Annotated in this window: 16 protein-coding genes; all 16 read right to left on the bottom strand. The window is 44.6% G+C overall.

Going from position 1 to position 13,232, the window contains the following annotated elements:
* Positions 1-123: 123 nt before the first annotated feature.
* The 16 genes from recO to J2T19_RS00040 all read right to left on the bottom strand — a co-directional run bounded on the left by recO (position 124) and on the right by J2T19_RS00040 (position 13,059).
* Positions 124-876 carry a DNA repair protein RecO gene (gene recO, locus J2T19_RS00115; RefSeq protein WP_145045678.1) on the bottom strand — a complete coding sequence of 251 codons (753 nt, stop codon included), beginning with the start codon at positions 874-876 and terminating at the stop codon, positions 124-126.
* A 33-nt stretch (positions 877-909) separates the two neighbouring features.
* Entirely contained in the window at positions 910-1,050 is a 141-nt protein-coding gene (locus J2T19_RS00110; protein ID WP_145045680.1) for a YqzL family protein, read from the bottom strand.
* A gap of 103 nt (positions 1,051-1,153) precedes the next feature.
* Positions 1,154-2,053 (bottom strand): GTPase Era, encoded by a 900-nt coding sequence (gene era, locus J2T19_RS00105; RefSeq protein ID WP_145045682.1) that lies wholly within the window; start codon positions 2,051-2,053, stop codon positions 1,154-1,156.
* Positions 2,054-2,092: 39 nt separating this feature from the next.
* Entirely contained in the window at positions 2,093-2,506 is a 414-nt protein-coding gene (locus J2T19_RS00100; protein ID WP_307211623.1) for a cytidine deaminase, read from the bottom strand.
* Between the two features lie 50 nt (positions 2,507-2,556).
* On the bottom strand, positions 2,557-2,946 hold the full coding sequence (locus tag J2T19_RS00095; RefSeq protein ID WP_307211620.1) for a diacylglycerol kinase family protein: 390 nt from the start codon (positions 2,944-2,946) through the stop codon (positions 2,557-2,559).
* Complete coding sequence (gene ybeY, locus J2T19_RS00090) at positions 2,946-3,443, bottom strand: rRNA maturation RNase YbeY (protein WP_128102898.1); 498 nt, start codon at positions 3,441-3,443, stop codon at positions 2,946-2,948. The genes J2T19_RS00095 and ybeY overlap by 1 nt, the downstream gene beginning before the upstream one ends.
* Positions 3,444-3,487: 44 nt before the next feature.
* Positions 3,488-5,737: an HD family phosphohydrolase gene (locus J2T19_RS00085; RefSeq protein WP_307213098.1), complete on the bottom strand. Its 2,250-nt coding sequence runs from the start codon at positions 5,735-5,737 to the stop codon at positions 3,488-3,490.
* Positions 5,738-5,753: 16 nt separating this feature from the next.
* Complete coding sequence (locus tag J2T19_RS00080) at positions 5,754-6,725, bottom strand: PhoH family protein (protein WP_145045688.1); 972 nt, start codon at positions 6,723-6,725, stop codon at positions 5,754-5,756.
* 6 nt (positions 6,726-6,731) lie between these two features.
* Positions 6,732-7,925 (bottom strand): sporulation protein YqfD, encoded by a 1,194-nt coding sequence (gene yqfD, locus J2T19_RS00075; protein ID WP_307211611.1) that lies wholly within the window; start codon positions 7,923-7,925, stop codon positions 6,732-6,734.
* Positions 7,922-8,215: a sporulation protein YqfC gene (gene yqfC / locus J2T19_RS00070; RefSeq protein ID WP_056696021.1), complete on the bottom strand. Its 294-nt coding sequence runs from the start codon at positions 8,213-8,215 to the stop codon at positions 7,922-7,924. Before yqfC ends, yqfD begins: the two co-directional genes overlap by 4 nt.
* A 178-nt stretch (positions 8,216-8,393) precedes the next feature.
* Entirely contained in the window at positions 8,394-9,011 is a 618-nt protein-coding gene (locus J2T19_RS00065; protein WP_307211603.1) for a YqfB family membrane protein, read from the bottom strand.
* Positions 9,012-9,024: 13 nt separating this feature from the next.
* Positions 9,025-10,035, bottom strand: coding sequence for a flotillin-like protein FloA (floA, locus tag J2T19_RS00060; RefSeq protein WP_162248950.1), 1,011 nt, complete (start codon positions 10,033-10,035; stop codon positions 9,025-9,027).
* Positions 10,036-10,197: 162 nt separating this feature from the next.
* The gene (locus J2T19_RS00055) at positions 10,198-11,538 is read right to left on the bottom strand and encodes an NfeD family protein (RefSeq protein ID WP_370874781.1); all 1,341 of its coding nucleotides are present in this window, start codon (positions 11,536-11,538) and stop codon (positions 10,198-10,200) included.
* 343 nt (positions 11,539-11,881) lie between these two features.
* Positions 11,882-12,325 (bottom strand): GatB/YqeY domain-containing protein, encoded by a 444-nt coding sequence (locus J2T19_RS00050; RefSeq protein WP_307211599.1) that lies wholly within the window; start codon positions 12,323-12,325, stop codon positions 11,882-11,884.
* Positions 12,326-12,340: 15 nt separating this feature from the next.
* A complete protein-coding gene (rpsU, locus tag J2T19_RS00045; RefSeq protein WP_005547957.1) occupies positions 12,341-12,514 on the bottom strand; it encodes a 30S ribosomal protein S21 in 174 nt (57 codons plus the stop codon).
* Positions 12,515-12,699: 185 nt separating this feature from the next.
* Positions 12,700-13,059, bottom strand: a complete 360-nt coding sequence (locus tag J2T19_RS00040) for a histidine triad nucleotide-binding protein (protein ID WP_128102906.1) — start codon at positions 13,057-13,059, stop codon at positions 12,700-12,702.
* Positions 13,060-13,232 lie beyond the last annotated feature (173 nt).

The following is a 13,232-nucleotide window of genomic DNA, read 5'->3' as shown; positions in this document are numbered from 1 at the left end:
AAATTATAGAATCCTGTCTACTACTCTCTCGTTCAATGCATGTCTCCAAAAGAGAAATTATAGTCCATCATATATAAAAATAAGAATAAAGTCAAGTAGTATTTCATCATTTCTACAAACAACTCAAATCCCGTACTTCTCCATTTGATCGAGAAAAGAACGGGACTTCAAATTCAAACCTAGTTGGTGATCCATAAACGCGCGCATAATTTTTTTGAGCTCAGCTCGTGTTCCTTCGCTGACAGATATGTTACCCAGCCGTTGCAGATCAAACTGTGCAAACAATCTCAGCAATTTCAGCGCCTTAGGGCTTACTGACATAGCAGGCGGATCAAAATGCTTACATGCACGGCATAATACGCCTCCAAGTCTAGGACTCACGAACAATTGCTCATCTGGTCGTTCCTGACCACAAGAGATACATTCATCCAGTGCAGGCCCGTAACCAGCCGATTGCAAAATCTTCATCTCGTATAAACTAGTCATGACGACTGGATCCTTATCTTCCTTTAATGCTTGGAGACAGGCTTTTAGTTGTTTAAACCAGAAGGTGCCTGTCTCCTCATCCTGTAGCACGCGATCAAGCAACTCACACGCATAAGATGCATATGCAGCTTTGACTAGATCCTCACGCAGCTCATGGTATGACTCAATAATTTCGCCTGCATTCAAGTTTCCCAAGCCCGTGTTCCGAAAGTAAACGTACTGACCGAACGTAAACGGCTGCACAAGTGCAGCATGTCGACTCTTGGGCTTTTTGGCACCACGGACAAGTACACCTACTTTTCCGCCGCTTTCGGTGCAAAGCGTAATAATTTTGTTTCCCTCGCCATAGTCCATGCTGCGGATGACAATCCCTTCCACCCTATATAGCATGCCTCGTCACCTAACCATTCTCGAATCCGCCAATCAATGCTCGGCTTCTTCATCTTCAATCACTTCCCCTGCAATATCCGACTCTTGCTCCAATGAGCTGCATGCCTCGGCGTACAGTAAGTAGGATTCTACATCCCCCGTCATCGCAAAAACCTTCCACGAAAAATCTCGCATCGGAATTTCATCCTCTCTTCGGAAATGACGTGTGCATCTAGAAGATAGGATGGAGTCTTGCAAGGTAAACTATGCGTTGCAATTACTGGATAAAGTCAAATGATTATTCACGACCAAAACCAAGGTCACGCAGCACACGATCCTGATTTCTCCAGTCCTTCTTCACCTTTACCCACAGATCCATGAAAATTTTGGAGCCTAACAGGTTCTGAATGTCCTGTCTAGCACGTTTACCGACTTCTTTGAGCAAGGCGCCTTGCTTGCCGATAATAATCCCTTTTTGTGAATCACGCTCAACAAAAATAACTGCCGAAATGTAGACAACGCCATTATCCTGCACCTTCATGTCCTCAATCGTTACCGCAATGGAATGCGGTACTTCTTCGCGAGTCATTTGCAGAATTTTCTCCCGAATCAACTCAGCGCAAACGAATTGCTCCGGGTGATCTGTGACCTGATCCTCAGGATAGTATTGCGGACCTTCTGGCAGGTAATTACTGATCTGCTCCAGCAATGTATTCACATTACTGCCGAGCTTAGCGGATACAGGAACAATCTCAGCAAAATCGTGAAGTTTACGATATTCCTCAATCAAAGGAAGTAGCGCTTCAGGTTCAACTTTATCAATCTTGTTCATTACCAAAATGATTGGAGTGCGCACATTTTTTAATTGTTCTGCAATGTAACGATCTCCTCCACCCATACCTTCAGAAGCATCAATCAGGAATAGCGCAGCTTCAACCTCATGAAGTGTGTTCAGTGCAGTCTGATTCATGTAATCACCTAGTTTGGACTGACGCTTATGGATACCAGGCGTGTCTAGAAATACGATCTGCTGCTGTTCCGAGGTATATACACCATGAATTTTATTTCGTGTCGTTTGAGGCTTGTCCGACATAATGGCAATCTTTTGACCAATAACTTGATTCATTAACGTCGATTTACCTACATTGGGGCGTCCAACGATGGCTACAAATCCGGATTTAAATGCTTGTTTTTTCATATGTTCCTCCTCAGGCGCCTAGGCCTGGAATGTAATGGTTTATTTTTGAGACGAATTCAGATCGGATGGTCCAAAAGCATATGGAATCAATTCTGCAACCGTAGTTTCGCGCAGGTCACCTTTCATGTTTCCAAGAATAACCTTCATATCTGGTTCGCACAATTCGAACATTACCTGACGGCATACTCCACATGGTGCAATCGGATCATCCGTGTCACCTACAATTGCAATGGCTTTGAAGCTCCGTGGCTGCTGGCCACCTGCAATCGCACTAAACAATGCTGTTCGTTCAGCACAGTTTCCAGGCGTAAACGCAGCATTTTCAATATTACATCCATGGTGCACATCACCTTCTTGATCAAGTAATGCCGCTCCTACACCGAAATGCGAATAAGGGATGTACGCTTTGGTACGCGCCTTAATCGCTTCCTGCATCAGCAGTCCGTTATCCATACTTATTTCTCTCCCTTAGGTCATATAAAGCTACGCTCTATAAATTAAATTCAACTACATCCAAAAAATGAATACAATCCTAACCAGCTTAGTACTGGCTTATAGAAAACAACACATCCAATAATGACAGCGAATACCGCAGCCAGAAGTACAGCTCCAGCCGCGGTATCCTTCGCCGCTTTGGCAAGCGGGTGAATATCCGGATGTGCGAGATCAACCGCAGCTTCCACAGCAGTGTTCATTAATTCGGTCACCAGTACCAAAAAAATGGCTGTCAAAACAAACATCCAATCTGTTCTGGAAATTCCGAAAAAAAATCCAGCTGCACACATGATGAGAGCTACTCCTGTATGGACTCTTACATTCCTCTGAGTTCGGAAGCCGTATGCAATCCCTTCCGCTGCATTGCGGAACACCAGACCCCAGGAGCGCCGCTTCATTATCGTGTCAACCCGGCCTGAGCCAATACAGCTTCCTGCTTACCCATCATCTCAGCCTCACTGGCCTCATCCTGATGGTCATAGCCAAGCAGGTGCAAGAATCCGTGGACAAACAGAAAGCCTAGTTCGCGCTCAAAGGAATGCCCGTACTCTTCACTTTGCAGAATCGTACGTGGAACAGAGATGATAATGTCGCCGAGTACATCTGGCATTTCTTCCATTTCCTCATCTTCGTCCAGTTCATAAATGATATCCAGTTCTTCATCCACAGTCTCGTTCATCGCGAATGACAATACATCGGTTGGACGGTCGATCCCGCGATAATCCCGGTTCAACTCATGGATCTGCTCATCATCCACAAATGTCAGAGCTACTTCTCCTTCAGCAACACCTTCAGCTTCCCCTGCAAGGTTGAGCAATTGCTCCAGCATCGCGATCATAGGCTCTGTAATTTCTTTATCCTGTTGTTCATTATTCCATGCCAGGTTAAGACTCATTCTTTCATAACTCCTGTCTACTGATTATTAGAGGTTTTATTCGATTAACCTGCTTCGGGTGAAGTAGGTTTTGGTTTCTTCATTTCCTCTGGATATTCGATTCGGGAGTGGAAAATGCCCATTACCGTTTCTTTCAGAGTTTTGGCAACAATATCAAGTTCCCGCATCGTTAGATCACAATCATTAAACTGATGATCGTCCAATCTACCTTTGATAATCTTCTCAATCATGGACTCCACTTGCTCTACCGTCGGTTTACGCAACGAACGAACAGCCGCTTCCACACTATCTGCTATACCAACAATGGCAGACTCTTTGGATTGAGCTTTCGGACCTGGATAACGGAAATCCTCTTCCGTAAAATCAGGTTCGATCCCCGCTTCTTCAGCCTGCCGTAATGCCTTATGGTAGAAGAAGTGCAGGAATGTTGTCCCATGATGCTGTTCCGCTATATCGCGAATCGGTCTGGGTAGCTTGTAATCCTTCTGCATTTCCACTCCATCTCTAGCATGAGCAACGATGATCGACTTACTCAACTTCGGATCAATGGAATCATGAGGATTCTCCATATTATTTTGATTTTCAATAAAATAAATAGGTCGCTTCGTCTTCCCGATATCATGATAATACGATCCGACTCGACAGAGCAGTCCGTTAGCTCCAATCGCTTCAGCCGCAGCCTCTGACAGATTGCCCACCATGACGCTGTGATGATACGTACCTGGCGTCTCTGTCAACAGTTTGCGTAACAACGGATGGTTGGGATTGGATAGCTCCACAAGTTTGAGAGCAGACAAGATGCCAAACGATGTTTCGAAGAATGGCATAAGTCCAATGACAAGTATAGCGGTTAACACACCACCAGCAAAGGCGAAACCTACACCATACAATGTCGTTGTGCGATTCCAGTCACCTGTGTCGATTAAAGCGAGTGTGAAAACAGCAATGGAGCCAAAGAGACATACCATTATAGCACCCTTTAAGATCGTTGAGCGCTGACTGGCCTTATGGGTTGCAAAAATAGCAACAAAGGAAACCAATACAGCGAAGAAGCCAAATTCGAAGTCAAAAATCTGACCCTGATGTGTATTAAGAATGATACTTGAGAGCATGCCAATGATGATGGAGCATACAAAAGCAAGCGAAGTATCCAGTAGTAAAGCAATCAACATCGCACCTACAGCAACGGGTGCAAGGAACCCTACATACGACTGTTCGTTTGTCTGGATGAATGCGGTCACATGCATAACTACAATCGTAATGATGAATATAAGGACAAGCATTAGCAGTTGTGCATTGTTGTATTTAAAATGTGTGCCGCTACATTGCTGAATATACATGAGAATTGCCGCTGATAACAGACAGGATAGCATGAGCAATCCAAGTTGCGGCCAATAATTCACTTCATTTTTCAACAAATCATTCTCATCCAGCAGTGCATACATCTCAGGGGTGATGATTTCCCCTTTGGCTACTAGGGTGTCTCCTTGCTTGATAAACACAGTTTGCGTGTTCTCACGAGCCTGTACCTTCGCTTCTTTGGTGCCTTCTTCATCGTAGAAACGATTGGACGTTAGAACAAGTCGTCCTAGCTCCTGCACAACCTCACGCTGTGTACGTTTGCTAAGCGAGCTGACACTAACCATCTCGGCGACTTTCGCACGAGCCGTTGTTGCATCACTGATCTGATCCGTCATCAGTCTAGAGACAATGTCCCTGGCAACAGGTTTCATCTCCTGAATATCATCCGACGTGAGACGAGATATTTTGATATATGTCTCTTCCGGGATCCGGTAGCTTTGCTCCTGTACTACATTTCTGATTTCTTCCAGTAACGTTTCGGAGTATGTACCTGACTTCCGGTTATTGTTGATAAAATTGGACACAAAATCCTTCTGACGCTGCGGAATTTCTTCCCTGTAAATGTCAATCTTATCTTGACTTGATATCTGATCATCCTGATTCAATCGGTCAATACGATCAAGTAATGTCGTCATTAGATTCTCATTGCGCATCTGCACAATTTGATAAATAGGCTGCACACGTTCGGCGGCTTCTTCTTGCGCTTTTAGCGTAGCTTTATTGTTTGGAATCTGCATAGGTGCAGCAATATCCACTTCACTGCGTGTCCCCTCCTGAATATCATACCGCTCAGGAAGCAGCTTGGGAGCTAGGCTCACGAAGAAGAGAATCACCAGAAACAAAAACAGAAGATAGCGTGCCCACACGCTATACTTCCATCCTGTAGCTCTATTCTGAAAAGATTTGCCTTTTGACAGTTCCTTAGAGGTCACCTTAGACAATCCCTTTCTATTCTTGATTTTCTGCGGCGTGGTTGTATGCAACGATAATCTTCTGAACGAGAGAGTGTCTTACAACATCTTGCTCTGCAAAGAACACAAATCCGATTTCTTCCACTTCATTCAGTATCGCTTTTGCTTCCACTAATCCAGATTTCTTGCCGCGGGGTAAATCAATTTGTGTAACATCGCCGGTAATGACCATTTTGGACCCAAAACCAAGACGGGTCAAAAACATTTTCATTTGTTCAGGCGTCGTGTTCTGGGCTTCATCCAAAATAATGAATGAATCATCAAGCGTACGTCCACGCATGTATGCCAAAGGTGCAATTTCTATCAACCCTCGCTCTAGCGCTTTTGCTGTCTGCTCTTGTCCCATCACATCATATAATGCATCATACAGCGGACGTAAGTAAGGATCTACCTTCTCTTGCAAATCGCCTGGGAGGAAGCCTAAGCTTTCACCAGCCTCAACCGCAGGTCTTGTAAGCACAATCCGCTTTACACTACCTTCTTTGAGCGCTGCCACAGCAAGCACGACCGCCAGATAGGTTTTACCTGTACCTGCAGGACCAATACCAAACACAACGTCCCGTTTCTTAATCGTAGTTACATAGTGCTTCTGTCCAATCGTTTTTACCCGGATCGGCTTCCCTCGGTAGGTCGTTGTAATCTCACCCTTGAACAGGTCAAGAAGCTGGTCTGCACGCAGTTCCTTCGCTAGCTCAATCGCGTATTTAACGTCCCTCTCAGTTAACACATATCCATTACGTACCAGTTGCAATAATACATCAAATAACTGTTCTAGCGATTCTACGTTCTGTGCATTCCCGAAGATCACGATCTCCGCTTCACGGGATGAGATCTGAGCAGGAATTTCAGCTTCAATTAATTTCAGAAAAATATCTTGGGGTCCAAACAGAGATTGACCCTCTCCCGCGCTTTGGAGGGAGATTCGTATGCTGCGTGTTTGTTCTGACAAATAGCCTCATTCTCCTTGACTATGGACTAGCGGAAGTTCTTCCGCAATACTTTCTTCTACTTCAAATAATACTTTCATATAAACTTTACCATTCTCTTTCTTCTCATGCAAAATTTTTTCACTTATAATTTTAGTTTCTTTCCCATTTTTAGCGATAATATCGTTTCTAGCCCCTTCCAATCCTTTGCTTTTCGCCCATTCCACACTCTGCTGTACTTCATGTGCACGGGTTTCCCTATCTGTCTCCGTTAACCACCCCATAGGAAGAGTAAAGGAGCGCCAAGTGAGCGGATCATGGTTGCTGGATGTTTCATATGAGGTAAAAGGAACCTTACCATACCCCCATAGCTGTACTGCCCATTTTCCTAGCACGATATAAAATCGTTCTTTGCTCTCACCAGTCATCGTATTGAGCTTTTGCACAAGAGGGACTTCAACTTGATATTCCCGCCACACTAAACCGCGAATGTCACCTTTGGCTACTACATTTTCCGTATTTTCTTCATCTCCAAGGATACCTGAGATCAACACTTGTCCTTTTTTCACACGCGTGTTTTCCTGTACAACCGGCCGCCCCTGCTCCGCGTATATCTGAGTGACCACCGCGTCGGATTTACTTATTAAATGTCTTGGGTTCATTAAAGGCTCTCGGTTCGGTTGGGCTGACTCTACAACCTGAATGGTGACATTTGTACCCTCCTTGGTCACACCAACCCAAGTTACATCCGGCAAGGTTAACGCAAGCTGTCTGGAGAGCTTGTCCTGGCTAGGAAGACGAAATGACCATTGAAATGGATATAACCCCTCTTTTTTGGCAGCCGTAAGAATCTCATCTGTTGGAATCTTTACATTGCCCTTCACTTCTACATTCCAGACCATAGACGATAACGCAAACAAAGCTACAACAAAAAACAACATTCCGCCAAGGAAAAACTTCCTTTTCAATAGTCGGGCAACAAAAAACGGGAATCCTCTGCGATGAGTCACCTTCACTTTGCAGCCTGTCCGTTTCAGTAACGGACGCAACTTGAAGAAATCAGGCAGCAAAATATTCATATCTGCCCGTCGTCCATCCCTGGCACGCAGGTTCCAAACTTCCAGTCCCTGCACTGCCAGTAAGTTAATTAACCCCTCAATGTCTCCCCCAGTAACCGTGATTCGGACTGCTCCACGCAGTTTGTACAGACTGGGCTGCTTCATCCGTTCCCCTCCGCTCCATTCATATGAATATCTAGAATCGTGCCCTCCACGGCTACCTCATCTGGTAAAATATTTCGGATCATCAGCTCAGCTCCTCTAATCTCTAGTTCACCTTGGGATAGAGCAAGAACGATTCGATCCGGTGTAAAATGGATGACACCTCGATGATTCTCTATATACAATTGCTTATTGCCAATCAGGGTTAACCGTGGCATATCGTAAAGCACATCCTGCGGCAGATCCAGCACCTCACTAGTCCATCTGCGCAGCTTGCGGCTAATTCGAGTCATTCGAAGGTCTTCCCCCTTCCTCTACAATTCAACTTATGCGGTTAAGCCTGAATATATGAGAACTATGGTAAAGGTTGAGTTGGAAACGGATAAAAGAATTACTAAAACAAAAAAAGAGCCGTCATCTGGCTCAAATACTCACCAGAGACGACCCTTTTCCTCATTCATTTAGAAATTATTACAGCTTGCCCCGAGTCCCAAATGGTTGTTTGGAACGTGGGGAGCCCAACACTTCAGCCCATAAAACACCCATACGAATATCTTCCCTGCGAAGCATAGACTGCCCAGACTCAGTTGTGGTTTCATCCCAGCTAGAATCAGAGACAACCGGAGTATTCGCTGATGAAATACGATTTAAACGTTCTTGAATTAAACGTTGTTGCTGTTCCATCTGCTTCATCTGCTCTTCAAGAGAACTGCTCATCGCACTTACTGTACTCTGGCCGTCATATTCATCGGATTGCCTAGAATTTGGCGCAGGCTCAGAATACATGGGTTCATAACGATCATCATACGTTTCCTCATCATACCTTCTATCATCATAACGATCATCGTATTGCTCATCGTAACGTGTGTCTCCATGATTAGAAGACCCTGTGGATTGCGTTCTCGTATCCTCAGAAGAGCGTTCATTTCGATCAGAGTCACCATTACCACCAAAGGTAGGCATCCCATTGTTCGGACGCTTTTTGTTTGGATCAGCCGATTTGGCGGCTTTTCCCAGGAATGAAAATAACATAAATCCAACAACCGCTACAATGTACAGATTGTCAAATACCCAATCTAATAGGCTCATGTGCATTCACCGCCTATCTTCCGTTTTTGGAATCACCCTGATCATTGGAATTGGAGCCTTCACCAGGTTTTCCTAATGTGTTACGCATTTGAGTATCTGCTTCAATATTTTTCAGGTTCATGTAGTCCATAACACCGATTTTACCGCTACGAAGCGCTTCGGACATGGCCAAAGGTACTTGGGATTCGGATTCAACTACACGCGCTCTCATCTCTACTACGCGCGCTTTCATCTCTTGCTCTTGGGCTACAGCCATTGCACGACGCTCTTCAGCTTTTGCTTGGGCAATACGCTTATCTGCTTCTGCCTGTTCCGTTTGCAAGAATGCACCAATGTTTTTACCTACATCTACGTCCGCGATATCAATGGACAAGATTTCAAAAGCCGTACCTGCATCCAAACCTTTAGACAATACCGTACGAGAGATCAGATCTGGATTTTCCAATACGTCTTTGTGAGAATTGGAGGAACCGTTCGTACTTACGATACCTTCACCGACACGGGCAATAATTGTCTCTTCACCGGCACCACCGACGAGGCGATCAATGTTTGCACGAACCGTAACACGCGCTCTAACTTTAACTTCGATACCATCTTTTGCTACAGCGGATACAATTGGTGTCTCAATGACACGAGGGTTAACGCTCATTTGCACGGCTTGCAATACGTCACGACCCGCAAGATCGATTGCAGCAGCACGTTCAAACTCCAATGGAATGTTTGCACGTTGTGCAGCAATCAAAGCGTTAACAACGCGGTCTACGTTACCACCAGCAAGGAAGTGACTTTCCAATTGGTTGATATTTAATCCAAGTCCCGCTTTCGTTGCTTTGATCAGCGGGTTTACGATCCGACTAGGTGTTACACGTCTCAATCTCATAGCTACCAGTGTAATAATTCCGACACGCACACCGGATGCAATGGCTGATATCCAGAGCATAACCGGGAAAAAGCTGAAGAATACGCTCAGTACGATAATCGCAACTACCGCAACAAGCAAAACCGTGATCAAGGTTGGTTCCATAGTCAAAATTCCTCCATTTGCATTTTAAATTTTGTACCAATATACAGCATAACAAACCTGGGTTAACTCTGCTGTTTATTTTGATCCCCCACTCTGGCAACAGCCTCACAGAATGGATATGTACGTTGCCGAAGACCTCATCGGCTCCGGCAATGGAGAAGGTTACACAGGTAGAGCTTGTTGCACTACAATACGAGTACCTTCTGCCTTAATGACGATAATCGGTGTATCAATGGGAATAAAATCACCGTCTGATACAACATCGACCCGTTCCCCATTCAGCATGGCGGTTCCAGACGGACGCAGCGGAGTAAGGCTGATTCCTTGCATTCCAATCAGTTCCTTGCGTTCTGTTGCTGATGAGAACCCACGATCAGCAGACAGCTTCTCACTCAATATGAATCGATTCCATATGCCTTTATCTTTAAACAGAATGACGACGATCGCAATAACAACGAGCGCTGCTCCAAAGGCAATACCGAGTGATACAAACGCATCGCTTGTGTCATACGCTGCTCGCACAACACCGGCAACGAGTGCGATAGATCCGAGAATACCCAGTATACCGAAACTCGGTATAAACATCTCGAGTATCATCATGATGAGACCAACAGTAAATAATACCCACGTCTCTGCTCCGGCAAAACCAGCAATATAGTTTCCGGAGAAATACAGTACAAAACATACGATACCAACAATACCCGGCACCCCAAAACCAGGAACGATTAACTCAATGATCACCCCTGCAATACCGAGGAACAAGAGCACAGTCATAACCACAGGATTCGTAAGGAATGTAGAGATGTTCTCAGCTGTGGTTCTTTCCACCTTAAACACATCATCCTGACTGTATCCTAACCAGGTAGCTGCCTCTTCTGGAGTGTTACTAATATGGTCTGCGTATCCAACTTTTAACGCTTCTTCTGCCGAGAGTGCGATAATTTCACCTTTTTGTTTGGTTTTATTAATCTCTGGCATTTCGACCACCATATTAACATCCGTCATTCCAGCAGCAATTTTGCCATCACGACCACTTTTTTCGGCCGCTCCTTGCATTTTGCTCTTCCAGAACGCAACGAGTTTTGGATCATCGACATGTTTACCTGTACTGTCCACCATCGCTGCCGCACCAATCATGCTACCTGGCGACATTACGATCTTATCCGCATTCAAGGCCAAAAAACTACCTGCAGAAGCAGCATCACCACGCACAAAAGCTAAGGTCTCAATAGGGCTATCTTTAATCATGATGCCCAATGCTTCCGCAGTATCAACACGGCCTCCCGGCGTATTAATATCCAGTACGATCAGGCCAGCGTTCATGTTCTCAGCTTCTTTGAAGCCACGCTCCATAAATTTGCCAAGCCCCTGCTCGATTGGTTTATCAACCGGAATAATGTATACGGCGCCGCTCTTCTCAGCCGCATGGGCTGAAGGCGATCCAATCCAAACAGGAAGCAACAGCGTCAGCAGCATCAAGAGCATGAATGGCCCTGTAAGCATCTTCCGGTGCTTTCCCTTCACCAATAATCCCCCCTTTTCCAATATTGTTATACTGTCCAGCTTATGGTTGTTATTACGTACAAATCAGCATTTCGTTTCAAAATCTTAAAATTATATTTGAATCTTGCAACAATTGCAACATTTATATTCCATTTTAATGCCAAAAATCCAATTTAAAGAAAAAATGAGATGAGTTCATTCACGTTTTGTCCACCTGTTATGTCAAAACACAAATCCATTCCTGCTTCGAAAAACTTCTATGCTCGCTCATAGCGATTCACTAAGAAATCCTAACAAAGGAAAAAACACTCCCTGACAAGTCAGGAAGTGTTTATTGATTGCTTTATTGCAGAAATTGTTGAACTGCTTGGTTAACCAGCTTGCCGTCCGCTTTGCCTTTGACTTTCGGCATAAGGGCCGCCATAACTTTCCCCATCTCGGCTTTCGAAGAAGCACCGGTTTCCTGGATGGTCTGCTGTACAATAACTTTAATTTCTTCTTCGGTAAGCTGTTCGGGAAGGTATTGACCGATTATATCAATTTCCGCTTTTGCATTTGCCGCGAGGTCTTCACGGCTCAATTTTTCAAATTCTTGGAGGGCATCTTTGCGCTGTTTGATTTCACGACTTAGGATATCAAGCACTTCGTTGTCATCCAAATCTCTTTTCAAATCTATTTCAAGATTCTTGATCGTCGAACGAATCAACCGAATGGTGGAGAGCTTAAACTTGTCCTTGCTCCTCATCGCTTGCTTCATATCTTCGTTCAATCGTTCGCTAAGATTCATGTAGTTAAAATCCTCCTAAAACTTTCTCTTACGAGCAGCCTCGGACTTTTTCTTGCGCTTCACGCTTGGCTTCTCATAATGCTTACGTTTCTTCACCTCAGCCAAGACGCCATCTTTAGCGATGGAACGTTTAAAGCGACGAAGTGCAGCATCAATAGTCTCGTTTTTGCGAACTTTAGTTTCAGACACCAGTTTTCCCTCCCTCCGACCAGACCGTCCAAGAGCAATAACACGGTTCATCACCTTTCATTATAGGCGAAAGGTAATAAACGTGTCAACCTCAACGTAAAATGATCATTTAATTTAAACAAGCAAGATGCCTTACATTGTTCAATAGTGCAAAAAATAACGTTGATTTTCAGCATTTCAACTGTTTATTTGTGCGAATCAGATAGGCTCGTCAAAGCTCCGAGTCTTGTACCTCCAAGCAGATGATAATGCAAGTGATGCACCGTTTGCTCGCCATCCTTGCCACAGTTATTGATTAATCTGTAACCAGACTCGTCAATGCCTAAGCGTTTTGCTGCTTCCTGTGCAGCCAAATGAACCTGTCCAATCAAGGGCAGATCCTCTGCCGTTACTTCATTCATGGAAGCAATATGTTTCTTAGGAATCACTAAGACATGGGTTGGCGCAGCGGGCTGTATGTCATGGAAGACGACAACATGGTCATTCTCCAGCACTTTGTTGGAGGGAATGCTGCCCTCTACAATTTTGCAAAACAAGCAATCCATTGTTCATACCCTCCTTTAAACAGTAATTATGTATGCCCTCTTATCATACCGGATGTGCTATGCAACGTCCAATTTCAAGTACAACTATGAGGGATTGAATAACAACTTAAAGTAATGACCTAATCGTCTCAGGACACAACGAGCAGTATCAAGACGTATTTGAGTGTTTGAAC

It is taken from the genome of Paenibacillus tundrae (genome assembly GCF_030812775.1).
Lineage (GTDB): Bacteria > Bacillota > Bacilli > Paenibacillales > Paenibacillaceae > Paenibacillus > Paenibacillus tundrae_A.
The sequence above is the reverse complement of the archived record's forward strand: the minus strand, read 5'-3'. Positions and strand labels throughout refer to the sequence as shown.

Excerpts from the sequence above, each read along its gene's own strand:
- recO (WP_145045678.1), bottom strand. The coding sequence starts at position 876 with ATGCTATATAGGGTGGAAGGGATTGTCATCCGCAGCATGGACTATGGC.
- J2T19_RS00110 (WP_145045680.1), bottom strand. The coding sequence starts at position 1,050 with ATGCGAGATTTTTCGTGGAAGGTTTTTGCGATGACGGGGGATGTAGAA.
- era (WP_145045682.1), bottom strand. The coding sequence starts at position 2,053 with ATGAAAAAACAAGCATTTAAATCCGGATTTGTAGCCATCGTTGGACGC.
- J2T19_RS00100 (WP_307211623.1), bottom strand. The coding sequence starts at position 2,506 with ATGGATAACGGACTGCTGATGCAGGAAGCGATTAAGGCGCGTACCAAA.
- J2T19_RS00095 (WP_307211620.1), bottom strand. The coding sequence starts at position 2,946 with ATGAAGCGGCGCTCCTGGGGTCTGGTGTTCCGCAATGCAGCGGAAGGG.
- ybeY (WP_128102898.1), bottom strand. The coding sequence starts at position 3,443 with ATGAGTCTTAACCTGGCATGGAATAATGAACAACAGGATAAAGAAATT.
- yqfD (WP_307211611.1), bottom strand. The coding sequence starts at position 7,925 with ATGAAGCAGCCCAGTCTGTACAAACTGCGTGGAGCAGTCCGAATCACG.
- yqfC (WP_056696021.1), bottom strand. The coding sequence starts at position 8,215 with ATGACTCGAATTAGCCGCAAGCTGCGCAGATGGACTAGTGAGGTGCTG.
- J2T19_RS00065 (WP_307211603.1), bottom strand. The coding sequence starts at position 9,011 with ATGAGCCTATTAGATTGGGTATTTGACAATCTGTACATTGTAGCGGTT.
- floA (WP_162248950.1), bottom strand. The coding sequence starts at position 10,035 with ATGGAACCAACCTTGATCACGGTTTTGCTTGTTGCGGTAGTTGCGATT.
- J2T19_RS00055 (WP_370874781.1), bottom strand. The coding sequence starts at position 11,538 with ATGCTTACAGGGCCATTCATGCTCTTGATGCTGCTGACGCTGTTGCTT.
- J2T19_RS00050 (WP_307211599.1), bottom strand. The coding sequence starts at position 12,325 with ATGAATCTTAGCGAACGATTGAACGAAGATATGAAGCAAGCGATGAGG.
- J2T19_RS00040 (WP_128102906.1), bottom strand. The coding sequence starts at position 13,059 with ATGGATTGCTTGTTTTGCAAAATTGTAGAGGGCAGCATTCCCTCCAAC.